At 36.0% G+C, this 24,966-nt stretch carries 20 protein-coding genes; 14 read left to right on the forward strand and 6 right to left on the reverse strand.

Annotated features, from left to right (window positions below; translation table 11 throughout):
- Window positions 1-30: 30 nt before the first annotated feature.
- The 5 genes from LCF45_RS04365 (at window position 31) to LCF45_RS04385 (ending at window position 6,337) form a co-directional block, all read left to right on the forward strand.
- Window positions 31-1,791, forward strand: coding sequence for an ABC transporter ATP-binding protein (locus LCF45_RS04365; protein ID WP_002169080.1), 1,761 nt, complete (start codon window positions 31-33; stop codon window positions 1,789-1,791).
- Complete coding sequence (locus LCF45_RS04370) at window positions 1,788-3,788, forward strand: ABC transporter ATP-binding protein (protein WP_002140515.1); 2,001 nt, start codon at window positions 1,788-1,790, stop codon at window positions 3,786-3,788. Before LCF45_RS04365 ends, LCF45_RS04370 begins: the two co-directional genes overlap by 4 nt.
- A gap of 303 nt (window positions 3,789-4,091) precedes the next feature.
- Entirely contained in the window at window positions 4,092-4,889 is a 798-nt protein-coding gene (locus LCF45_RS04375) for an amino acid ABC transporter substrate-binding protein (protein WP_002010840.1), read from the forward strand.
- Window positions 4,876-5,574, forward strand: coding sequence for an amino acid ABC transporter permease (locus tag LCF45_RS04380; protein ID WP_033706449.1), 699 nt, complete (start codon window positions 4,876-4,878; stop codon window positions 5,572-5,574). Before LCF45_RS04375 ends, LCF45_RS04380 begins: the two co-directional genes overlap by 14 nt.
- Before the next feature lie 28 nt (window positions 5,575-5,602).
- On the forward strand, window positions 5,603-6,337 hold the full coding sequence (locus LCF45_RS04385) for an amino acid ABC transporter ATP-binding protein (RefSeq protein ID WP_002010843.1): 735 nt from the start codon (window positions 5,603-5,605) through the stop codon (window positions 6,335-6,337).
- Between the two features lie 51 nt (window positions 6,338-6,388).
- On the opposite strand, the gene sasP is transcribed toward LCF45_RS04385, so the two are convergent.
- The gene (sasP, locus tag LCF45_RS04390; protein WP_000013349.1) at window positions 6,389-6,592 is read right to left on the reverse strand and encodes a small acid-soluble spore protein, SasP family; all 204 of its coding nucleotides are present in this window, start codon (window positions 6,590-6,592) and stop codon (window positions 6,389-6,391) included.
- Between the two features lie 654 nt (window positions 6,593-7,246).
- On the opposite strand from sasP, the gene LCF45_RS04395 reads away from it, so the two are divergent.
- Window positions 7,247-7,492 (forward strand): hypothetical protein, encoded by a 246-nt coding sequence (locus LCF45_RS04395; RefSeq protein WP_002186650.1) that lies wholly within the window; start codon window positions 7,247-7,249, stop codon window positions 7,490-7,492.
- Between the two features lie 16 nt (window positions 7,493-7,508).
- Here LCF45_RS04395 and LCF45_RS04400 read toward each other — a convergent pair whose 3' ends face one another.
- Window positions 7,509-8,969 carry a YheC/YheD family endospore coat-associated protein gene (locus LCF45_RS04400; RefSeq protein WP_050000858.1) on the reverse strand — a complete coding sequence of 487 codons (1,461 nt, stop codon included), beginning with the start codon at window positions 8,967-8,969 and terminating at the stop codon, window positions 7,509-7,511.
- A gap of 19 nt (window positions 8,970-8,988) precedes the next feature.
- A complete protein-coding gene (locus LCF45_RS04405; protein WP_002010850.1) occupies window positions 8,989-10,041 on the reverse strand; it encodes a YheC/YheD family protein in 1,053 nt (350 codons plus the stop codon).
- Between the two features lie 125 nt (window positions 10,042-10,166).
- On the opposite strand from LCF45_RS04405, the gene LCF45_RS04410 reads away from it, so the two are divergent.
- The gene (locus LCF45_RS04410; RefSeq protein WP_002125510.1) at window positions 10,167-11,312 is read left to right on the forward strand and encodes a DUF445 domain-containing protein; all 1,146 of its coding nucleotides are present in this window, start codon (window positions 10,167-10,169) and stop codon (window positions 11,310-11,312) included.
- Window positions 11,313-11,455: 143 nt separating this feature from the next.
- Window positions 11,456-11,809: a YlbF/YmcA family competence regulator gene (locus LCF45_RS04415; RefSeq protein ID WP_002125511.1), complete on the forward strand. Its 354-nt coding sequence runs from the start codon at window positions 11,456-11,458 to the stop codon at window positions 11,807-11,809.
- A 153-nt stretch (window positions 11,810-11,962) separates the two neighbouring features.
- Here the strand turns inward: LCF45_RS04415 and LCF45_RS04420 are convergent, their stop codons facing one another.
- On the reverse strand, window positions 11,963-12,559 hold the full coding sequence (locus LCF45_RS04420) for an NDxxF motif lipoprotein (protein ID WP_002169078.1): 597 nt from the start codon (window positions 12,557-12,559) through the stop codon (window positions 11,963-11,965).
- Window positions 12,560-12,580: 21 nt separating this feature from the next.
- Window positions 12,581-13,141 carry an HAAS signaling domain-containing protein gene (locus LCF45_RS04425; RefSeq protein WP_215564002.1) on the reverse strand — a complete coding sequence of 187 codons (561 nt, stop codon included), beginning with the start codon at window positions 13,139-13,141 and terminating at the stop codon, window positions 12,581-12,583.
- 400 nt (window positions 13,142-13,541) lie between these two features.
- Here LCF45_RS04425 and alsS point away from each other — a divergent pair, with 400 nt between their 5' ends.
- The 4 genes from alsS (at window position 13,542) to LCF45_RS04445 (ending at window position 18,463) form a co-directional block, all read left to right on the forward strand.
- Complete coding sequence (gene alsS, locus LCF45_RS04430; RefSeq protein ID WP_002125517.1) at window positions 13,542-15,230, forward strand: acetolactate synthase AlsS; 1,689 nt, start codon at window positions 13,542-13,544, stop codon at window positions 15,228-15,230.
- Between the two features lie 16 nt (window positions 15,231-15,246).
- Window positions 15,247-16,005 (forward strand): alpha-acetolactate decarboxylase, encoded by a 759-nt coding sequence (gene alsD, locus LCF45_RS04435; protein ID WP_002125519.1) that lies wholly within the window; start codon window positions 15,247-15,249, stop codon window positions 16,003-16,005.
- A 218-nt stretch (window positions 16,006-16,223) separates the two neighbouring features.
- Window positions 16,224-17,303, forward strand: coding sequence for a glycosyltransferase (locus LCF45_RS04440; RefSeq protein WP_002125520.1), 1,080 nt, complete (start codon window positions 16,224-16,226; stop codon window positions 17,301-17,303).
- 50 nt (window positions 17,304-17,353) lie between these two features.
- Window positions 17,354-18,463 (forward strand): glycosyltransferase, encoded by a 1,110-nt coding sequence (locus LCF45_RS04445; RefSeq protein WP_087996581.1) that lies wholly within the window; start codon window positions 17,354-17,356, stop codon window positions 18,461-18,463.
- A gap of 179 nt (window positions 18,464-18,642) precedes the next feature.
- On the opposite strand, the gene LCF45_RS04450 is transcribed toward LCF45_RS04445, so the two are convergent.
- On the reverse strand, window positions 18,643-19,257 hold the full coding sequence (locus LCF45_RS04450; protein ID WP_002186642.1) for a DNA-3-methyladenine glycosylase: 615 nt from the start codon (window positions 19,255-19,257) through the stop codon (window positions 18,643-18,645).
- Window positions 19,258-19,391: 134 nt separating this feature from the next.
- Between LCF45_RS04450 and LCF45_RS04455 the strand changes: the two genes are divergently transcribed.
- Together LCF45_RS04455 and LCF45_RS04460 are read left to right on the forward strand one after the other, a co-directional pair.
- Window positions 19,392-20,264: a Cof-type HAD-IIB family hydrolase gene (locus LCF45_RS04455; protein WP_000640394.1), complete on the forward strand. Its 873-nt coding sequence runs from the start codon at window positions 19,392-19,394 to the stop codon at window positions 20,262-20,264.
- A 421-nt stretch (window positions 20,265-20,685) separates the two neighbouring features.
- Complete coding sequence (locus LCF45_RS04460; RefSeq protein ID WP_263894590.1) at window positions 20,686-24,861, forward strand: SpaA isopeptide-forming pilin-related protein; 4,176 nt, start codon at window positions 20,686-20,688, stop codon at window positions 24,859-24,861.
- Window positions 24,862-24,966 lie beyond the last annotated feature (105 nt).

Here is a 24,966-nt window from a genome sequence, read left to right on the forward strand (position 1 = left end):
TCAAACGAGAAAGAGAAAGGAGAGGTTATATTGTTTTCAGTATTACTAAAGTTAAGCTGGTTTTTTAGAGAGCATTGGAAAAGGTATAGTATTGCAATTGGGGTACTTTTAATTGTAAACGTGATAGAGGTAATTCCACCGAAAGTGTTAGGGATTACAATTGATAATATTAAAACGGGAGCCTTAACGAATGAGGCGATTATGCAATATATTCTTATTTTACTTGGGGTAACGATTGGTGGGTATGTACTTACTTTCATTTGGCAGCACCAACTATTTGGCGGTGCGTTCGTACTCGAGAAAACGATGCGTTCAAAATTTATGGGGCATTTACTTAAGATGACACCGACGTTTTATCAAAAAAATCGTACTGGCGATTTAATGGCGAGAGCGACAAATGATTTAAAAGCAATCTCGATGACAGCTGGTTTTGGTATATTAACGCTCGTTGATTCTAGTCTATATATGCTTACAATCGTTTGTATGATGGGCTTCTCAATTAGTTGGCAGTTAACATTTGCTGCGCTTATACCGCTTCCGATTATGGCATATGCGATGAATAGATACGGAAAGAAGTTGCATGAAAGATTTACAGTCGCGCAAGATGCGTTCGGGGATATGAACGATAAAGTACTTGAATCAATTGCGGGTGTACGCGTTATTCGTGCGTATGTACAGGAGAACGCTGATCAAGAAAGGTTTCATCATTTAGGAGATGACGTATACGAGAAAAATATGAGAGTAGCAAGAATCGATGCATTATTCCAGCCAACTGTAAAAATGCTCGTCGGTCTTAGTTATTTAATTGGTTTAGTGTACGGTGCATATCTCGTATTCCAATCAAAGGTGACACTTGGTGAGCTCGTTTCTTTTAACGTCTATTTAGGGATGATGATTTGGCCGATGTTTGCAATTGGTGAATTGATTAATGTTATGCAAAGAGGAAATGCGTCGCTCGACCGTGTAAATGAAACGTTAGCTTATGAACCGGATGTAAAGAATCCGAAAGATCCAAAGGTTGTACAAGAGCCAGATTACATTCAATTTGATAATGTTACTTTTTCATATCCTTCATCAATTGAAACAAATTTAAAAAATGTTTCATTCTCATTAAAACAAGGAGAGACACTTGGAGTTGTTGGGAAAACAGGAAGCGGGAAAACGACGCTCGTTCGTCAGCTTCTTCGTCAATATCCACTTGGGGAAGGGGATATTGCGGTTTCTGATGTGAAGCTAGATAAAATTACGAATGATAACGTACTTGGCTGGATTGGGTATGTACCTCAGGAACACATTTTGTTCTCAAAAACAGCGAAGGAAAATATTTTATTCGGAAATAGAGAAGCGACTGAAGAAGAACTTGAAAAAGCGATTGAAATAGCTGCGTTTAAAAAGGATTTAGAGTTTTTACCGGAAGGTTTAGAAACGCTCGTTGGAGAGAAAGGTGTTTCTTTATCAGGTGGGCAAAAGCAAAGGATTTCGATTGCGAGGGCTGTTATTCAAAATCCGGAAATTTTAATTTTGGACGATTCTTTATCAGCTGTTGATGCTCGTACTGAAGCGGCAATTATTGAAAACATACGAACAGAAAGAAGCGGGAAGACGACGATTATAACAACGCATCGTTTGTCAGCAGTGCAGCATGCTGATTGGATTCTCGTTATGGATAACGGTGAGGTTATTGAAGAAGGCTCGCATGAAGCGCTCGTTCGAAATGGGGGCTGGTATGCAGAGCAGTTCGAAAGACAACAAGGTGAAAGTGAAAGTACGGATAGTGGGGTGAAAATATGAGTGTTTCAAAACGATTGTTTCAATACGCGATGAAAGTAAAAGGGCCGATTTTTGCAGCGATGGCGATGCTATTTGTTTTCGTTATTGCAGAACTCGCGGGTCCTTTCGTCGCAAAAACGATGATCGATGAGCATATCGTTGGAATAGAGAGACCCTGGTATGAAACAGAAAAGAGTGAGGATGCTGTTTCATATAATGGCGCCTTTTATAAGCGAAGTGATCGCTTTGAACAAGGTGAGCAAAAAGGGAAAGAAGTCCGAGTGATTCAAGTTGGTTTTCAGTACTATTTTGTACCGAATAAAATAACGCTTGAAGGAACTCGTTCTGTTAAGGGTGATGTGCTTACAGTACAAAGTGGTAAGGCAGTGCAAGTGTATAAATCGAAAGCCTTAACGAAAGAAGAAGTATTTGCGTTTTATAAACCAGAAATAAATAGGTTATTACTACTTGGCGGTGGATATTTCGCTTTATTAGTAGTCGTATCATTATTTGCATACGGAAAGCAGTTCTTCTTACAGAAGGCGGCAAACAAAATTATTCAAATTATGAGGGAAGACGTCTTTTCTCATATTCAAACGTTGCCAATTCGTTATTTTGACCATTTACCAGCAGGGAAAATTGTTTCGCGTGTAACGAATGATACAGAAGCGATTCGTGATTTATATGTAACAGTGCTTGCGACATTCGTCTCTAGTATCATCTATATTATCGGGATTTTCGCTGCGCTATTTTTACTTGATGTAAAACTGGCGGCACTATGCTTACTCATCATCCCAATTTTAATTGTTTGGGCGATTATGTATAGAAAGTATGCGTCTGTATACAATCATAAAATGCGTTCGCGTTTATCGGATATTAACGGAACAGTGAATGAATCAATTCAAGGGATGCCAATTATTCAAGCATTTCGTCAAGAACATGAAACGAAGAAGGAATTTGAAGAGTTAAATGGTGATTATTTTAAATATCAAAATAAAATTTTAAATTTAAATGCAGCAACTTCGCATAATTTAGTGTCTGTATTAAGAAACATCGCTTTTACAGGTGTAATTTGGTATTTCGGTGGTGCTTCATTAAGTGCTTCTGGCCTCCTTTCTCTAGGGATACTGTATGCTTTCGTCGATTATTTAACGAGATTGTTCTCGCCAATTACGAACATGGTGAACCAACTTGCTAACTTAGAGCAATCGCGTGTTGCATCAGAGCGCGTCTTTGAATTGCTAGAGGAAAAGGGAGAGGCAGTAGAAGAAGAACGTATGCCTCGCTTAACCGGAAATGTGAAATTCGATAATGTTTCGTTTTCTTACAATGGAAAAGATGAAGTATTAAAAAATATTTCTTTTGAAGCGAAACAAGGGGAGACAGTGGCACTTGTCGGTCATACTGGATCAGGAAAAAGTTCCATTATGAATGTGCTCTTTCAGTTTTATGAATTTCAAAAAGGGAAGCTTACGATTGATGGTCATGATGTAACAGAGATGCCGAAACAAGCAACACGTGAACATATGGGAATTGTATTGCAAGATCCGTTTTTATTTAGCGGGACAGTGGCATCCAATGTAAGCTTAGAAAATGAAAAAATTTCAAAAGATCGCATCGTGAAGGCGTTACGTGATGTTGGTGCGGAAAGGTTTGCGAACAATATAGATGAAAAAATTACGGAGAAAGGAAGTACACTTTCAACCGGAGAACGTCAGCTTATATCGTTTGCTAGGGCACTTGCTTTTGATCCTGCTATTTTAATTTTAGATGAAGCGACTTCCAGTATTGATACAGAAACAGAAGCGATGATTCAACAAGCACTAGAAGTTGTGAAGAAAGGACGAACGACGTTTATTATCGCTCATCGTCTTTCAACAATTAAGAGCGCTGATCAAATTATTGTGCTTGATAGAGGAACGATTTTGGAAAAAGGTTCCCATGATGAATTAATGAAAAAGCGCGGGCGTTATTACGATATGTATAAAACGCAAATGGAAGGAAACCAGAGTGCTTAATTTTTAGAAGAACTTGCGATTTTCGCAAGTTCTTTTTTGATCGGATTGTCCGCTTAGAAGTTAATATATTTCACCGGCTGAAAAACTTATAAATAAGTAGGTATTGTTTTACCTTTTTCTTTATAAATGCTATATTAAAAAATGTTACTTATTTTTTGTATGTAGCGCTATTTTTCCATTTTGTTTGATTATGAAGAAAAAGGTTAAACTAAATAAGAACATTTTCATTGAAAAATTGTTCGAAATTGCATACAATCAATATAGTTTTTAAATTCCTATCAGAATACTTGGAGGACTACTATCATGAAAAAATTATTTTCAGTGCTTGCAGTAACTACATTAGCGATTGGGATTGTAGCGGGCTGCGGTAAAGAAGAGAAAAAAGATACAGCTAATCAAGATGCATTACAGAAGATAAAACAAAGCGGTGAGCTTGTAATTGGTACAGAAGGTACATATCCACCATTTACGTTCCACGATACAAACGATAAATTAACTGGGTTTGACGTTGAATTAGCAGAAGAAGTTGCAAAACGTTTAGGTGTAAAGCCTGTATTTAAAGAAACACAATGGGATAGCTTACTTGCAGGAATAGATGCAAAACGTTTCGACATGGTTGCGAACGAAGTTGGTATTCGTGAAGATCGCCAAAAGAAATATGACTTCTCTAGTCCATACATTTCTTCTTCAGCAGCATTAGTTGTTGCGAAAGATAAAGATAAACCTGCTACATTTGCTGACGTAAAAGGATTAAAAGCAGCGCAATCTTTAACGAGTAACTACGCAGATATTGCTAAGAAAAATGGTGCGGAAATCACAGGTGTAGAAGGATTTAGCCAAGCAGCAGAATTATTAAGTTCTGGCCGCGTTGATTTTACAATCAATGATAAATTATCAGTGTTAAACTATTTAGAAACGAAAAAAGATGCAAAAATTAAAATTGTAGATACAGAAAAAGAAGCGTCACAAAGTGGATTCTTATTCCGTAAAGGTAGCGACAAACTTGTACAAGAAGTAAATAAAGCGTTAGAAGATATGAAAAAAGATGGTACGTACGATAAAATAACGAAAAAATGGTTCGGTGAAAATGTATCTAAGTAGCGCATTGATGTCAGATCGATTGTCTACTTGGATAGATATTATGCAGACTTCCTTCGCGCCTATGCTGAAGGAAGCTGTCTTTACGACAATTCCGTTAACGCTTATTACATTTATTATCGGTATTATACTTGCGACGTTAACAGCGCTCGCACGTATTTCAGGTAGTCGTATTTTACAATGGATTGCTCGTATCTATGTATCTATCATTCGCGGAACGCCACTTCTTGTACAGTTATTTATTATTTTCTATGGTCTTCCAACTCTTAATATTGAAGTTGAGCCATATACAGCAGCAGTTATTGGATTTTCATTAAATGTAGGTGCATATGCATCTGAAATTATTCGTGCTTCTATCCTTTCAATCCCGAAAGGACAGTGGGAAGCGGCTTACACAATTGGGATGACATACCCGCAAGCATTGAAACGTGTTATTTTACCACAAGCAACACGCGTATCAATTCCGCCGCTTTCGAATACATTTATTAGTTTAGTGAAGGATACGTCATTAGCGTCGTTAATTTTAGTAACAGAAATGTTCCGAAAAGCGCAGGAAATTGCGGCAATGAACTATGAGTTTTTAATTGTTTATTTTGAAGCAGGTCTAATTTATTGGGTAATTTGCTTCTTATTATCTATCGTGCAACAAATATTAGAAAAACGTTCAGAACGTTATACTCTAAAATAACCCTTTCATAAAAGGAGTTTTTGTTTTTATGATTTCAATTCAACATTTACAAAAAAGTTTCGGAGATAATACCGTATTAAAACATATAGACTTATCAGTTGAGAAGGGCGAAGTGGTTGTTATTATCGGGCCATCTGGATCTGGTAAGACGACATTCTTACGTTGTCTCAACGTGTTAGAAACGCCGAACGCTGGTAACATTCGTATCGGCAATAAAGAGCTCGATTTCTCTCAAAAAGTATCGAAGAAAGATATTGTAAATCTTCGTACGCAAACAGGTATGGTATTCCAGCACCATAATCTATTTCCTCATTTAACAGCAATTCACAATGTAATGGAAGGGCTCGTTACAGTGAAAAAGATGGGGAAAGAAGAAGCGAAGAAAAAAGCAAACTATTTCCTTGAAAAAGTTGGTCTTGCGGATAAAGTAGACTTATATCCGTTCCAATTATCAGGTGGACAACAACAGCGCGTTGGAATCGCTCGTGCGCTTGCGATGGAGCCGGAAGTTTTACTATTTGATGAGCCAACGTCAGCACTTGATCCTGAGCTAGTTCAAGAAGTTTTAAAGGTTATGAAAGAACTTGCTAAAGAAGGAATGACGATGGTCATTGTAACACATGAAATGCGCTTTGCTCATCAAATTGCGAACCGTGTTATTTTCATGGATGGCGGTGTCGTTGTCGAACAAGGTACACCGGAAGATGTATTTACAAATCCAAAAGAAGAACGAACGAAGAAGTTTTTACAAATGTTGCAATAAATTAAGGAAGGTCTCAGGGCATATGCCCTGAGACCTTTTTGCCATATATATTTATTTTTGGAATCCGCCAAGGCTTTGCTCAGCCATTGCAACTAAACGTTTTGTAATTTCTCCACCAACAGAACCGTTAGCGCGAGCCGTAGAATCTGCTCCTAATTGTACACCAAATTCTTGAGCGATTTCGTACTTCATTTGATCGATTGCTGCTGTTGCACCTGGTACTACTAATTGATTGTAAGAACTTTGGTTTGCCATAGGAATATATCCTCCTTAGAGTTATAAAAATTTTTTTGGTTGGACTAGCTGGATTTGAACCAGATTATCGCCCCGTTTGGCGCTAATCCATCGGTAATTAAGTTTGTACTCATAGTATGGATGTTACCTAGAAAGATATACAAAAAAATAATTTGTAAATTTTGTAAAAAATATTTCATCATTTCGTAAATTATGAAATAAGAGTAATCGTTGTATTTTTAAGAAAGAAGGCTAAACTAAGAGCGAAATCATATGCGTTTTTTTCTTTGTATAACCAGCTTGGCTTACTTAACTTATGATTTGTTAAAGTGAGACAAATTCCAGTTTAGTAAAATGAAATTTAAATTGGGAGCAACTACATAGTTCTGTTTTAACCCAGGATGGGGCAGAAAAAGGAACTGACCGCGTCTATGCACGGCTAGATGCTCTCTTTAATCTAAAAAAGAGGCTTTTAAACGAAAATGTAATTAAAGTGAGAAAAATTAAAGCTTAGTAAAATGAAAATTAAATCGGGAGCAACTACATAGTTCTGTTTTAACCCAGGATGGGGCAGAAAAAGGAACTGACCGCGTCTATGCACGGCTAGATGCTCTCTTCAATCTAAAAAAAGGGCTTTTTAATTGTTTTTAAACGATAACGTATGGAGGAATCATGATGGGAATTTGCCCGCTTTGCAACGCGCTAGAATTACAAACATATTCTTGTCAAAATTGCCAAGGTATACTCCAAGATTATGGGAAAACTGTAGATTACATAGACGATTACAGTGCATATATGGATCAAGAATTATTAAGTGCAGTAGACGGTTTAACACATAATAATTCACAGGAGTATTGCAATCATGTTTTTTATTGCGGAGTATGTAATGTGGAAACAGAAGTTGTAGTGAAGCTCGTTTAAATAAAAAACTTCCACCTTATGAAGGAGGTGGAAGTTTTTGTTTTTGTATTTGTGAGTTAATCATAGGGGAAGGGATGTTTTCGGTATGTGACGAAGGACCTGATTTTATTTGTGACATTTTTTCTTTCGTGTCGCGCAAAGAGTGTTCAGTTAAATAGATGGCATATTCATAAAATAATTGGCGCGTAAGTTCACTTTGTTCTTTTAACTTTTCATCTTGGAATACAGTTCGCCCCGGTTTAGAATTTGCTTCAAATAGCCACGGGTTTTCCGTGGTGTCTAAACCAATGTCAAAACCAATTTCTCCAATGTTCCCGGTTACTTGCCCATCAAGTGCATAACTGATTTGTAAGGCTGTTTGTTTTAGTTTATTTTCAATTTGAACTTGCTTTGTTGAATCAGGAAATAGTTCCTGAAGTAATTTCGTATCACCGCCGCTATTTACATGAGTTGTTAAGCTACCTTTGCCGGCGATTTTTGCGACGATTGCACTGACTACCCAATTACCAAAATGGTTTTTATTTGTATGAATGCGAAAATCGACGGGTTGCCCTTCGAAGCGGAGCAGTGAGATACCTTGTTGTACGATAAACTTTTTTAAATCATGTCCTTTTAACACATGGTTAAGAAGGGCTTCTAATGATTGATACTTTCTTAGTTTGTTTTGTTCATTTTCACGATAACGACAATAGTAGCAATTATCAGTTTGAGAATAGAGTATTTGATGAATATTTCTTCCGAAGCTACCGTGTATCGGTTTCATATAAATGTACTTATACGTACCGAGAAGTCGTTCTACTTGTTCAAAATGTTGAAATACTTCTGTATTTGGTAAGAATGGTTTAATTGAATCTTCTTTCATTAAAAGTTGATGCACTTCCCATTTATTGAAAAATCCCGGATTAAACCACGGAATCCCATAGTCGCTTTCTAAACGTTTTTTTGCTCTTACGATAGGTTTGTAATTTTCTGCTTGCCGATTTGGTAATCGGTCGTAAATGACATTTGGTAAAGGGACTTTGTTTTTTACCCATTTTCCTTCTTGAAAGAAGTACCCTTCAATTGTTTCCTCTTCCCAGTTTATATGTTGAATGCCAAAGACAAATACAAATGGCTGCAATGTGAATGGTGGTGTTAATAACTCACTGAGAGAGATGGAACGACTTCCTAAAGGAGAATTAAAATCATCGTTAAAGCCAGTTGTGAAAATCCCGATTAATGGGCCGAAAACAATGGTTTGATTGTGTAAGAAGGCATGGATTGTTGCTGAATGCGGTAGTAAAAGATCGGCTGCAATCTGTTCGCCAATAATAATTTCTCGCGTGAATGAATAATGAATTTTAATATTCTCACATGTAATATAACGTAAGCCAAAGAAAAAGGATGTAATTGGTGGTGTAATAGAAAAAACGTAAGGTAAAGTAATACTATTTGGATGCTCATCTGAAATACTTAATGTATATATGTGCTCTTTCAACGGGGATTTCCTCCTTTCGTTATGGTGTAAATCGGCTAAACTTTAATGGACCATGAAAAATTTGTTCAGCCAGTTCGTCGTTGTACCTAGTATAAACATCGTAAGATGGCATCGTATTGACGTACATAAGCCAAATGGCACCTTTTTGATCCATAATGGTAGAAAGCTCTAGTTCAAATAATGAAGAATAGGACTGATCGAGTGTTTTAAACACTTCATTTACAACATCATGTAAAGCATCTTTTAATAATTGAACGCCAGTTGGAGAAAGTAAATATTTAATTTTAGAAAATGGATGTAACATAGAACGTTCTGTTGCTGAAAGTAAAAATTGTGCTGGGAATGAAGATTTTTGTATAAATTGACCGAGCACTTTCCAATTCTGTTCTTTATTTTTTTGCATAATGGTTCGAATATGAATCGGATATGATAGTTGATTTGGAGGTTGTAACATTGGATGAATCATATAACGGAATGAGTGTATGTTCGATTTGCACCATGATATAAATTTATCTGTTCGTTTGAATTGAGTAGAAGTATGATGTTGTTCATTTATTGTATCGATATGAAATGTTTTATTTTTGTAAGTGGCCCGATATAAATTTTCATTGGAGTGTATATTGATTGGTCTTATAATAATATCTCTTGTTTCTAGTAGTAATTTAAAAATTCCTTGTACTGTTCCTTTTATTATTTTTGGTACGTAAGGGGAAAGACGTTTATTAGTAAGAAAAAGATTGTGTAAATCGCTTGGGTTAATAAGTGTGTTGTTTAAAAAGGTAGTGGAAGAACGTTTGTGTAATGAATGAATAATCGCATTTGCTTGTTGGAATTCCTCATCCTCTTTGAAATGACAACGATCATATATATATGAAGGAATGGGAAAGGTTTGATCTATCCAATTTCCTGTATCTGTATCGTAAATAAGACCAGAAACAAGATCTGTCTTTGAATCAATGCTAAACGGTGTGAATTGGGCAACGACGTTATGATAAAGACGAGCTCGCTTAGCGATTTCGGTGTAATACGTTTGCTCGTGATGGAGCCCGGAAGTTAAAAGACCAAGAACCAACGAAATCACTCCTTTAGTAATAAGATGTTTGCATTATAGGCGAAGCTATATATTGCAAATACGTTTTTATACCATTATACTTTTGTCCGTATGATGATATGCTATAGTTTTGGAGAAGTGAAAGGTTGATTGTGATGAATATATGGTTAAATATGTTAATGACGACAGGGCTCGGGGCAATTATTGGAGGATACACAAATCATTTAGCGATAAAAATGTTATTTCGTCCTCATCGTCCGATTTATATTGGGAAGTTTCAGGTTCCATTTACGCCAGGGTTAATTCCGAAGCGCCGCGATGAGCTTGCTGTTCAATTAGGTAAAATGGTTGTAGACCATTTGTTAACACCAGAAGGAATCGGAAAAAAACTAACAAATAAAGATTTTCAAACCAGTTTAATTCGCTGGACACAAGTGGAAGTTGATAAAGTAATTACAAATGAACAGTCGTTACGGGATATGTTAGAAAAATGGAATTTAGAACATGTAGAAGAAGAGGCGATCGGGAAAATCGAACATGTTATTACAGAAAAAATTCATGCATTTTTAGCAGAGTACTATACATATACATGGGAACAGGCGTTACCTCATTCTGTTCATGAAAAAGTAGAGAATGCGATTCCGAATGTAGCATCTTTTATTTTAAAAAGAGGAATTAGCTTTTTGGAAAGTGAAGAAGGAAAGGAACGCCTTTCAAAAATGATTGATGACTTTTTCGCTTCCAGGGGAACGCTGCTTAACTTAGTTGGTATGTTTTTAGGGAATGTAAGTTTAGTTGATCGCGTGCAGCCGGAAGTCATTAAGTTTTTAGGACAAGATGGAACAGAGCGTCTGTTAACTGATGTACTGCAAAAAGAGTGGGAAAAGTTAAAAGGAAGAGACGTAAAAGAATTAGAAACGTTCGTAGAGAAAGAAATGATTGTGAACTCCATATTGTCAGCGGTTAAAGTAGAGGAAACAGTGAGTAGATTTTTAAATCAGTCTGTTCAGCAAGTATGTGAGCCAGTGCGAGAAACAATCGTTGGAAAAGTGGTCCCTAGCGCAGTAGAGAAAGGCTTGAAGTGGGGGACAGAAAATGTGGGAAGTATATTGGGAAATCTACAGCTTGCGGAAATTGTCCAGCAAGAAGTATCTACATTTTCAACAGAGAGACTAGAAGATCTCGTATTGTCCATTACAAAAAATGAGTTAAAAATGATTACATATTTAGGGGCGTTATTAGGAGGAACAATTGGATTTATTCAAGGGTTGTTACTCTTGTTCCTTAAGTAATAAAGATGGGTGCATAGAAATAAAAGTGAAATTTCTTCCCATCTCTTGCATAGTTTGATATGGTAGGAAGAGGTGCGTATGTAAACGCACTTAAAAGGCAGTGCGAGCGAAAAGCGCTAGCCTTCTAAAGGAGGAAAAATAAAATGACAAAAAACATTCATGATGTTGCATATGAATTACAAAAAACAATCGCTGAAAACGAAGATTTCCAAACATTAAAAGCAAGCTACGCAGCAGTACAAGGAGATGCAGAGTCAAAGAACTTATTCGAAGAGTTCCGCGCGATGCAACTTGGCTTACAACAAAAAATGATGCAAGGCCAAGAAATCACTGAAGAAGACAATCAAAAAGCACAAGAAGTTGTAGCTCGCATTCAACAAGATGCAAAAATCACAAAGTTAATGGAAACTGAGCAACGTTTAAACATCGTTATCACTGACGTTAACAAAATTATCATGAAGCCACTTGAAGAATTATATAGCGCGCAACAAGCGTAATGATAGAAGACGCTCCTAGTATGGGGGCGTTTTTTTGTGTAGGAAATTTGATAGTCCTTCCACAAAAAAATCCCCTTCAAAATAGCCATGTGTTAGTGACTGTTTTGAAGGGGATATATGATGTATCTTTCAATTTCTCTTTTACATATATAATTACTTGTTGAAATACTCAGTTCTAATATTTTTTTCTTTCAAAAACTTTTCAATTTCTTTTTGCTTCCTACCATTAACTTTCTCAAAGCGTTTTGTAAAAGAAAAATCAGTTTTGAATAAGTTACCATCTTGCGCGATTTTGTCTAATTCGTGCTCTAGTTCTACTGAAAGTGCCGTAGATGCTGAAATGAATTCATACATTTCTTTCGAAGGTTTTTTGTAATCATCAGGGATCGTATTGTTACTAATAAAATCATGGAAATTCGCATCATTTTGTTGCGCTAAATCTACTAGTTGCTTTAATTTCTCTCGGTCGGATTCCGTGACATTCTCGTCAGACATAGATGATGAAAGTGGAACGATGTTTTCGTCTAACTCTCCGCTATAATCTAAATAAGTTTTTATATTTTGTTTCATTTCGTTTTCGTTAATCGTTTCATTCTTTTTTGAGGAAGTGAATATAGTTTCTGGAATTTTTATCGTTACATCTTTAATAGATTGCACATCGTTTTCTTCCTTAGGTTGTGCACTGTTTGAACAAGCTGATAGAAATAAAATTGTAAGTAACATGAGTGAATATAAAGTATATTTCTTCATTTTAATCTCCTTTTTCATTCATTAGTATCTTTGTAAAACGGCTAAATTCCATTTTAAATACTTTACTAAAAGTGAGTATACATGTTTTATCATTTGGTAAGATATTACGGATATGAGTAAGCCGATGCAAAAAGCTATGAATACATTATAGACATTGGAATAACTGATTTGATGAAACCAGTTAAAAAATCCTAACCCTATTAATAAAATAGGTGAAATGATTAAGAATGGAGTGGCAATTATAAGTGCTAGAAGAATCGGTAATAGAAAGAGTAATAAGAAAAAGGCGATAATGATAAATATAAAGTTTAAAAAACTTAAGCTCATAACAGAAAATAGTGCGGTTATCATATTTTTGAAGCTTCGTTTATTGTCCGCGTTTTGTATTGCATAGGAAACATTAAGTTCTTTAGCAATAGTTTTAGGGTCTCCTAGTTTCCTGGAAATTTCTTCTTCAGATTTCCCATCCTGTTTAGCACTGATAAAATGAGTTTCATACTCTGAAATAATATCTTTCTTTTCTAAACTAGGCATATTCGGCAGGGAAGAACTAAGTTGTTCCAAAAATTCACTTTTGTTCATAACAATCACTTTCCTTTATAAAATGATGAATTACAGCTGAGAATCCTATCTTTTGAAAAGGGGGATACGAATTATAAGGTGCGTTCCAATTACTGGGTATTCCAATATTTACAAATATATCATTTAGTAGTGTTCTTTGCAAGGTACTATAATCTTATTAATACTGTGATTAGATGGAATTTTTTCGTGCATTTTTAGAGGAGATATAAAAATATTATTTTAGGATAAACAAAGGGTTGTAAGCGTATTCCTTAGAGGTTGTCAAAAAACTGTCAAATTCATATCGTTGGAAAAATAATGCATTTGTAATATAATGATAAACAATACTTCACTACGTTAATTAACTAGGTGAAATTAAAAATCTTTATTACACACATTATGAAATAAAGGGATGATTAGTTTGAGTACAGGTGTAAAAGCAAACGACGTGAAAACAAAAACAAAAGGAGCAGATCTTGTTGTTGATTGTTTAATTAAACAAGGTGTTACACATGTTTTCGGTATTCCAGGAGCGAAGATTGATTCTGTATTTGATGTACTGCAAGAAAGAGGACCAGAGTTAATTGTTTGTCGTCATGAACAAAATGCAGCATTTATGGCAGCTGCTATTGGTAGATTAACAGGGAAACCGGGCGTATGTCTTGTAACTTCAGGACCAGGGACATCAAATTTAGCGACAGGTCTTGTTACTGCGAATGCGGAGAGTGATCCCGTTGTTGCTTTAGCTGGTGCAGTTCCGCGTACAGATCGATTAAAACGTACGCATCAATCTATGGATAATGCTGCATTATTCGAACCAATCACTAAATATAGCGTAGAAGTCGAGCATCCTGATAATGTACCAGAAGCACTTACTAATGCATTTCGAAGTGCTACTTCTACAAATCCAGGAGCAACACTTGTAAGTCTTCCGCAAGACGTTATGACTGCGGAAACGACAGTAGAATCTATCGGTGCGCTTTCTAAGCCACAGCTTGGAATCGCTCCCACAAATCATATTGAATACGTAGTAGAAAAAATAAAATCAGCAAAATTACCAGTTATTTTACTCGGTATGAGAGCAAGCACCAATGAAGTAACGAAAGCAGTTCGTGAGTTAATTGCTGGTACAGAACTTCCTGTTGTTGAAACGTATCAAGCAGCTGGTGCAATTTCACGTGAGTTAGAAGATCATTTCTTCGGCCGCGTTGGATTATTCCGTAACCAACCAGGTGATATTTTACTAGAAGAAGCGGATTTTGTTTTATCTATCGGCTATGACCCAATTGAGTATGATCCGAAATTCTGGAATAAACTTGGCGATAGAACAATTATTCACCTTGATGATCACCAAGCAGATATCGACCATGATTACCAACCAGAGCGTGAATTAATTGGCGATATCGCTTTAACTGTAAATAGCATTGCGGAGAAATTACCGAAGCTTGTATTAAATACGAAATCTGAAGCAGTTTTAGAACGATTACGCTCGAAATTATCAGAGCAAGCAGAAGTTCCAAATCGTGCTTCAGAAGGTGTTACGCATCCACTTCAAGTCATTCGTACACTTCGTTCTTTAATTAGTGACGATACAACCGTTACATGTGACATCGGTTCCCATTCTATTTGGATGGCAAGATGTTTCCGTTCTTATGAACCACGTAGACTATTATTTAGTAACGGTATGCAAACGTTAGGTGTTGCACTTCCTTGGGCAATTGCTGCTACTTTAGTTGAGCCGGGTAAAAAAGTTGTTTCAGTGTCAGGTGATGGTGGTTTCTTATTCTCTTCGATGGAGTTAGAAACAGCGGTACGTTTAAATGCACCGGTTGTACATCTCGTTTGGAGAGACGGTACATATGATATGGTTGCGTTCCAACAAATGATGAAATACGGTAGAACATCAGCTACAGAGTTTGGCGATGTTGATCTTGTGAAATATGCAGAAAGTTTTGGAGCAATAGGTCTTCGTGTCAATACACCAGACGAATTAGAAGGTGTATTGAGAGAAGCGTTAGAAGCAGAAGGTCCTGTCATTATTGATATTCCAATTGACTACCGTGACAACATTAAATTAAGCGAAAAATTATTACCAAACCAATTAAACTGATGGGGGCATGAGTGAGATGACTGTTGCGCAATTAATTGATATTGATGCAAAAAGAACGAAAATGAGTAATGAAGTATATCAAACATCTACAATGCTTGCGCTATTAGATGGTATATACGATGGTGTTATTAACTTTGAGGAACTGAAAGAACGTGGCGATTTTGGCATCGGTACATTTGATCAATTAGATGGTGAAATGATTGCGTTTGATAATGAGTTTTACCATTTACGTTCAGACGGTTCAGCGGAAAAAGTAGAACCGGAAGAAACAACACCTTTTGCGACTGTAACGTTTTTTGAAAAAGAAATGAGTTATACGGTAGAGCATCCGATGAATCGTGAAGAAGTGGAAGCATTATTACATGAGTTAATGCCAAGTAAAAACTTATTTTATGGTATTCGAATGGATGGAACGTTCCGTGAAGTTAGAACGAGAACTGTTCCAAGACAAGAAAAACCGTATACGCCGCTCGTTGAAGTGACGAAATCACAACCGATTTTTTCGTTTAAAGATACAGAAGGTACGCTAGCTGGATTTTGGACACCAGATTATGCGCAAGGTATTGGTGTAGCTGGTTTCCACTTACATTATATTGATGATGAAAGAAGCGGGGGAGGACATGTTTTCGACTATGTTGTAGAAAACTGTACGATCCAAATTTGTCAAAAAGCTCATATGCATTTAGCACTTCCTGAAACAGCTGATTTTATGGCGGCGGAATTATCAAGAGAAAACTTAGAGAATGATATTGCGACCGCGGAAGGTGCGGAGTAAAAAGGAATCGAAATTATGTATTCTCTATATAAAGAACCGAAGTCTTGTTCAGGCTTCGGTTTTTTTCATTGATTTGCAATCTTCGAGTGAAATTCCCCTATCCAATTTCACTGCACCGCCTCATTATGTTTCTTTTGTAAAATGAAAACTCAATTTTGAAGCAAAAGAAATATAAATTTCTCTCCAAACATATACATCAAAAGGATAGGGGGGATATGATGGAAAACTCCATTACTATTAGTTTATGCATGATTGTAAAAGATGAAGAACAAACTATATCAAAATGCTTAGAATCGGTTAAAAGTGTTGTGGATGAAATTATTATTGTAGATACAGGTTCCACAGATGCTACAAAAGAAATTGTGAAGAAGTACGACGCGAAAGTTTATGATTTTCAATGGATTGAAGATTTTTCAGCGGCACGAAACTTTGCGTTTTCTAAAGCTACAAAAGAATATATTCTTTGGCTAGACGCAGATGACATAATAGATACGGAAGATATAAAGAAATTGTTGCAGTTAAAACATACGTTAGATCGTAGTACGGATGCAGTATCTATGAAATATTATTTAACTTTTGATATAGAAGGAAATCCAACACATTCTTTAAGGAGATATCGATTAGTCAACAGAAGTAAAAATTTTCAATGGTATGGATTTGTTCATGAATATTTAGAGGTGTATGGAAATCTTATAAATAGTGACGTAGGGGTAAGTCATAAAAAGGAAAAAGCATATACTAATCGTAATTTGAAAATATATGAAAAACATCTTGAGAGTGGAAAAGAGTTTAGCCCCCGCGATGTGTACTATTATGCAAATGAATGTAAGGATCACAGATTATTTGATAAGGCTGTTAAGGGGTATTCTAGGTTTTTAGATGAAGAAAAGGGTTGGGTTGAAGATAACATTCAAGCATGTTTAAAAAGAGCCGAATGTTATTTAGAATTGGGGGACTTAAAAAAATCTATACAGTCTTGTTTGCAATCATTTACGTATGACACGCCTAGAGGAGAACTTTGTTGCCACTTAGGACGTGTATTTTTGCAACAAGGGGAATATTCTAAAGCGATATATTGGTACCATGCAGCAATTGACGGGCCACGACCAAAGGATTCGCCGTTTGTCCGAGAAGAGTGTCATACATGGTTGCCGCATATTCAACTATGTATTTGTTATGATCGAATAAAAGAATATGAAAAGGCAATTTATCATAACGAACAAGCTGCACTGTTCATACCTAATAATCCGAGCATTGAATATAATAGAAAATATTTTGATAGTTTATCGGAAAAATAATATTTAATAATACTAGATAATCATTTTGGCTGCTGAGAGGAGTTTGATTCATGCTCACAAGTATAATTATATTGACTCATAATCAATTACAGTATACAAAAGAATGCATCCAAAGTATTAGAACTTATACAGTGGAACAAGAGTATGAGTTAATAGTTGTGGACAACGCGTCAACAGATGGTACTGTAGAATGGTTACAAAAACAATCGGATATTATGCTAGTGGAAAATGCGGAGAATATGGGTTTTCCAAAGGGATGCAATCAGGGAATTAAAGAGGCAAAAGGTGACAATATTCTATTATTGAATAATGATGTGGTCGTAACTGAAAATTGGCTAAGCAACTTAATTCGGTGTTTATATGAAAGTAAGGATACTGGAGCGGTAGGGCCCATAACTAATAATGCCGCTTACTATACTGCTATACCAACCTTTTATAAAGATATTGAAGGAATGCAGAAGTTTGCAACTTTATATAATCAAAGTGATAAAAATAAATGGGAAGAACGTATGAAATTAATCGGATTCTGTATGCTTATAAAAAAATCAGTGTTAGATGAAGTTGGATTATTAGATGAACGATTTACACCGGGGAATTATGAAGATGATGATTTGTCACTAAGAATGTTTGAAAAAGGATATAAACTGTATTTATGTAAAGATACATTTATTCATCACTACGGAAGTGTCTCATGGAAAGAAGATAGTATGAAATTTTCTGTAGTTTTACATGAAAATAATATAAAATTGTATGAAAAATGGGGGTTTTATGGTGAAAGTTTATACATTCATTATGATTTACTAGCAATTGTAGATCGATTTGCGCCTGATAAAGTGAATATTCTTCATATAGGAGCTGGATGTGGTGCAACTTTATTAGAAATGAAAAGGCGTTACCCGGCAGTTTCCATATTTGGAGCAGAAATTAATGAAAAAGCAGCAGCTCTTGCAAATAGGGTAGCTCCTACAACTTCTGCTGAGTATGACAAGTTACATGAGGTATTTACAGATGAAAAATTCCAGTACATTTTGTTATCACATCCTATTGAGCCAGCGAAATTACCGCAGGTCATACAATCTATGTCACAACTTTTAACGCCAACAGGAACTTTCATTATGTCGAAATTCAATTTGGATAATTATTATGCATTAAAAAAATAATGCTTTTAAGATTTTCTCTTTGGAGATGAGCTGTATTTGGCAATGTTGGAGGAACAACGGTTTCTTTTATAGAAACAAAACCGAAATCCGAGCCCGGATTTCGGCTTTTCGACGTGTGATGAATTACGAAAAAAGAGCTATCCTATAAGTTGGTTTCACTTACTTATAGGATAGCTTCTTTATTTTGAAACAAACGGATGCTTTTCATAATAAAACCGCCATGGATAGTGAACGGCTTCTTCTGCATAATCAATATTAATACGAGGGCCAGCTATTATGTTATGTGTGGATGATAAATGGTCTTCTTCAGGAACTAATTCAATATGTAACGTATCACTTTGAAGTGATACGCCGCGCTCTTCTAAAGTGATTCCGAGCGCGCGGCATAGTTTTCCGGGGCCATTTGTTAAGTTTTTATACTGAGCTTTCGTAATGTCAGTTTTGTTGTAGCGCGCTAGTTTCATGTCTTCGATTCCATCTACAGGTTCAAGAGCACGAATGAGAACTCCTTGCGGGGTGCCGATTGTTGCTGTAATTACGTTAAAGCAATGATACATGCCGTAAATTAAATATACGTAAGCATGTCCTGGTGCGCCGAACATTACTTCTGTTCGATCAGTCCGTCTGCCTCCGTAACTATGAGCGGCCTTATCATCTGGACCTTTGTATGCTTCTACTTCTACAATAATTCCGCTCCGCTTTATGCCGTCTACAATATGAACGAGTTTATGTCCGAGTAACTTCTTTGCGACCACTAATGTATCGCCTTCATAAAAAGAAGGTGGTGCCTGCATTGTACTATCTCCTTTGCCAGTTGTATATGTATATAGTAAACCAAATTTTCAGTAGTAATTCTAACTCGTTCTATTTACTAAATTTATTTCATAAATTATGGATAGAGTACAACAGCGAAGAGGGGGAGTGCGACATGATTTATCGCTTACTAGCTCTTAATATAGATGGGACACTACTATACAACAACGGAAAAATCGCAAAAGGGATACGAGAAACAATTGACTTTGTGAAAAGAAAAGATGTATACGTTACATTATTTACGAATCGTAATTTTCAATCTGCTCATAAAATAGCGAAGGCGTTAAAATTAGATTCTATATTAGTTACGCATGGCGGTGCTTTCGTTTCAGCATCGTTAGATAAGCCGTTCGCTCAAAGGAGATTATCTGAAGAGAAAACCTTTAATATTGTGCAAGTGTTAGAGCATTTTGATTGTAATGTTCGCATTTCTCATGAACGATATTCAATTGGGAATCGTGAGAGAAATACACCAAACTTAATTGCGCGTACTGTATTATCAAGCGCAGATCCGTTATTTTATCCAGTTCAATTTGTAGATTCGCTAGGGGATGCACTGCGTGATCATCCAGTAGCTGCGCCAAAAATTGATATTGTTTTCCATACGAAAGGTGAAAAAGAAAGAGGGATGAATACGTTAAAAAAGGCATTTCAAGATGTAGAGTACGTCGAGTGTGATGAAAGACATATAGAAATTCTCCCTCAAAATGTATCAAAACTACGTGGTTTACAATTACTTGGGGAGCATTTAAATATTAACCTTAGTGAAATGGTTGCGATTGGAGATAGCGTAGAAGACTTAGAGGTAATTGAAAATGTTGGGCTTGGGGTAGCAATGGGGAACGCTCCTGTAGAATTAAAGCAGGCCGCAGACTGGATTACACGTTCTAATACTGAGAACGGCGTAGAGTACATGATTAAAGAGCATTTTCGTAAGCAATTCCCGCTTCCTTTTTTAAAGAATCATAAACATACACCGAAACGATGAAAGAAAAACGTAGCTTTTTGGCTACGTTTTTTTGTCGACTTTATTTGAAAAGTTTAAATCAATATTCCAATAAGAAATGAAAGCGTTTCAGGTGAGGAATTGTGTCTGTAATCCATACAATTCACTTGAATACTTTAGAAAACTGTTGTAGAGTGGATGATGTTGCCAAAATAGTTACACCACATGAAATATTCTTCGAGTTAATTTTATTGAGCTCCCGTACGTAAAAACACTTCAGCATGTTAGTTTAGTTCACGTATTATCTCAAAAATGAATTGTAGTAGTTTCGCCAATTAGTTGTAGAGCTTCTTTGTTTTATTTAAATGGATTATTTGTAAATTAGTATGAATAGGTTTTAAGTACATCTGAAATGTACTTCTTGTTATAAGTTTTTGAAATTTGAAAAGGGGGAATGAATTTCTTGAGGAAATCATTAAGTCAAAAAGTAAAAAAGATATGCAGTAGTTTTATAATTATATTGTTAGTATGTATGAATTTTTTAATCCATTTACCGTATAAAGCGGAGGCAGCTACAACAGAATTAAAAGGTTTAGGCGATACATCTTATTATAACGCAATCATTTTTGGTGATCATAGTGCAACGAGTGCGGATATTGAGGGTGCGATGGCTGTTCAAAAGAACATGAACGCATCAAGTTATACAGTCGTAGCGGCTGCAACTGGAGCAAACAACTTAGCTGGAGCAACATGGAAAGATGAAGGATATCCATCATTATTACTAGGTGGTCAATTTACGAAAGCGGGAGCAGGACAAGTAATCATTCAAGATGGAACAGTGGCGATGACAAAAGATGGTGACCCAGAAGGTGCAATGAAGTCATCTTATGACCGTATCTCTTATAAAGAGCAAGCAGAGATTGATGCCAAGTTCAAAGAATTTAGAAAAGACGTTGATGGTGTAATTGGAAATGCGAGTCAATTACATACTGATAAACCAAAACCTAATATGAGTTTTGGCATCGGAGAGGATGTAAACAATCCTAATATTTATGTTTCTTCAGGCTTAACAGGAAAGAAAACATTTGATGTAAAAGATGTTTATCTTCCGAATGTAAATAACAAAGACTTTATTGTTATTTATTCAGACGCAGAAGAAGTGAATTTTGGTAGCGGTGCAATTTTGTACGATACGAAAAATACTGGGATGGCAACAGACTTAATTAATACATCACAAGCATATGATCCTAATTCACCTTTTACTGAGTTAGCTAGTAAAGTAATTTGGGCGTTTCCGAATGCTACAAAAATATCAACAAAAGGATATGGCGTAGTAGGAAGTGTATTTGCTCCAAATGCTGTTGTAGAGACAAAGGGTGGTTCTATTAATGGACAAGCCTATGTTGGGGGATTACACCAAAGAGATGGGTTTGAGGTTCACAATTTTAAATTTAACTGGCCGAAATGGAAAAATCCATCAGTTGAAAAAGGAAATTTACAAATTAAAAAAGTTGATGCAAACGATGAAAACATTGTTTTAAAAGATGCAAAATTTGATGTTATAGACAAAGACAATAATGTTGTAGCTACTGTTACAACGAATGAAAAGGGTATTGCTGAAGTCAAGGATTTACCACTTGGTGACTATTTTGTAAAAGAAATAAGTGCACCAGAAGGATATATAAAAGTTGATACACCAGTAAAAGTAACAATTAATGGTACAAACGTAATTGAAATTGTTATGAAGAATACGAAAAAAGTAGAGAATGGTCAATTTAAATTGTTGAAAAAAGATAGTGAATCTGGTCAACTTCTACCAGGTGCAAAATTTGATGTTATAGATAAAGATGGAAATGTTGTTGAAACAATTATTACAGATGGTAAAGGTGCAGCTTTATCAAAACAACTTCCAGTTGGAACATATACATTAAAAGAAGTTGAAGCACCAAAAGGTTATGAACTATCATCTAGCTCAGTTCGTGTTGATGTAGCTGCTAATAAAACAGTGACTGTAGATGTGTTGAATAAAAAAATCGCTGAAAAAGCTACAGGCCAATTTGAAATCGTAAAAGTAGATGCGAATGATAAAACGAAGCTATTATCGGACGCAGAGTTTGAAGTGTATAAAGATGGTGAAAAAATAGATACATTACGAACAGATAAAACAGGTAAAGTAATCTCTAAGAAATTAGAACCAGGAAAATACACGTTAAAAGAAACGAAAGCACCAAAAGGATATAAATTACTAAAAGAAGAAATTGAAGTCGTTGTGGAAGCAAACAAAGTAGTACAAGTACAAGTAGAAAATGCGAAAGAACTAGGAAGCTTACAAGTAATCAAAAAGGATGCAGAGAGTGGAAAAGTTCTAGAAGGCGCAGAATTCAGACTGAAAAACGAAAATGGTCAAGTAGTTAGAGAAGCGAAAACAACAAATAAAGATGGTGTTGTGACATTCGAAAACTTAGTGCCAGGTAAGTATACGCTAGAAGAAACGAAAGCGCCAGAAGGCTACAAAGCGGTAGAATTAAAAGTGGAAGTAAATGTTGTAGCAAATGAAGTAGTAAAACAGGAAGTAATGAACGAAAAAGTTCTGGGTCAATTTGAAATCGTAAAAGTAGATGCGAATGATAAAACGAAGCTATTATCAGATGCAGAATTTACTGTGTATAAAGATGGTAAAAAGGTAGCAGAGTTGAAAACTGATGAGAGTGGAAAAGCGATGTTACCGAAATTACCATTAGGTGAATACACAGTGAAAGAAACGAAAGCACCAGCAGGTTACAAGATTTCAAATAAAGAATGGAAAGTAACAATTCAAAATGAGAAAGAAGTAGTAAAAGTAGAGGCAGAAAATGAAAAACTCTTGGGCTCTCTACAAATTATTAAAACAGATGATAAAGATCAAGCGGAACGTTTAGCAGGCGCAGTATTTACATTGAAAGATGCTAAAGGAAATGTTGTAAAAGAAAAAATTACAACAGATAAGTCTGGAACGGTTAAAGTAGAAGGACTAGTACCGGGTGAGTATACGTTAGAAGAAACAAAAGCACCAGAAGGTTATGAGTTAACAAAACAAGTAATTCATGTAACAGTCAACGGTGAAAAAGTTGTTGATGTAAAAGTAACGAATAGTAAGAGCCTTGGTCAATTTGAAATCGTAAAAGTAGATGCAAACGATAAAACGAAGCTTTTATCAGACGCAGAATTTGAAGTGTATAAAGATGGTAAGAAAGTAGAGATGTTACAAACAGATAAAACAGGTAAAGTCATCTCTGGAAAATTAGAACCAGGAAAATACACGTTAAAAGAAACGAAAGCACCAAAAGGATATAAATTACTAAAAGAAGAAATTGAAGTCGTTGTGGAAGCGAACAAAGTAGTACAAGTACAAGTAGAAAATGCGAAAGAATTAGGAAGCTTACAAGTAATCAAAAAGGATGCAGAGAGTGGAAAAGTTCTAGAAGGCGCAGAATTCAGACTAAAAAACGAAAATGGTCAAGTAGTTGGAGAAGCGAAAACAACGAATAAAGATGGTGTTGTGACATTCGAAAACTTAGTGCCAGGTAAGTATACGTTAGAAGAAACGAAAGCGCCAGAAGGCTACAAAGCGGTAGAAGTTACAGTAAAAGTAAATGTTGTAGCAAATGAAGTAGCAAAACAAGAAGTATTGAATGAAAAAGTGAAAGAAAAAATCACAGGTCAAGTAGAAATTACAAAGATAGATGCTAATGATACAGATAAAAAATTAGAAGGTGCAGTGTTTGAAATTCTGAAAGACGGAATAAAAATAGACACATTAACATCAGATAAAAATGGTAAAGCAACTTCGAAGAAACTGGAACCAGGAGATTACGTTTTAAAAGAAGTCCAGGCTCCAGAAGGATATAATTTATCTGATAAGGGAATTGAATTTACGATTTCTAATGAGAAAGTAGAAGTTATAAAGCTTCAAATTACCAATGAAAAAGAAACAGGAAAAGGTCCAGAGAAACCAGGTGGAGAGACAGAAACACCAGGTGGAGAGACAGAAACACCAGGTGGAGAGACAGAAACACCAGGTGGAGAGACAGAAACACCAGGTGGAGAGACAGAAACACCAGGTGGAGAGACAGAAACACCAGGTGGAGAGACAGAAACACCAGGTGGAGAGACAGAAACACCAGGTGGAGAGACAGAAACACCAGGTGGAGAGACAGAAACACCAGGTGGAGAGACAGAAACACCAGGTGGAGAGACAGAAACACCAGGTGGAGAGACAGAAACACCAGGTGGAGAGACAGAAACACCAGGTGGAGAGACAGAAAAGCCAGGTGGAGAGACAGAAACACCAGGTGGAGGGACAGAAACACCAGGTGGAGAGATAGAAGCACCAGGTGGAGAGACAGAAACACCAGGTGGAGAGACAGAAACACCAGGTGGAGAGACAGAAACACCAGGTGAAGGAATAGAAAAGCCAGGTGAAGGAACAGAAAGCCCAGGCGAAGAAGTAGAAAAGCCTAACTTACCAGAAAAAGAACAAGGCGGTTCTAATAATCAAAAACTTCCAGCTACAGGGCATAATACGGATTACCTTCCATTTATAGGTGTAATTCTGGTGTTATTAGGAATACGTTTAAGATTTATGATTAAAAATAGCTAATAGGTTTATAAAAGGCATAAGAGAAATGTTATCTCTTATGCCTTTAAGTTTTTAATAGAAGAAATAAGGTAAAACCTTCTGTATTGACCTTCAAACGCCCTTCAA

This window comes from Bacillus sp. 41-22, from assembly GCF_025809295.1.
Lineage (GTDB): Bacteria > Bacillota > Bacilli > Bacillales > Bacillaceae_G > Bacillus_A > Bacillus_A mycoides.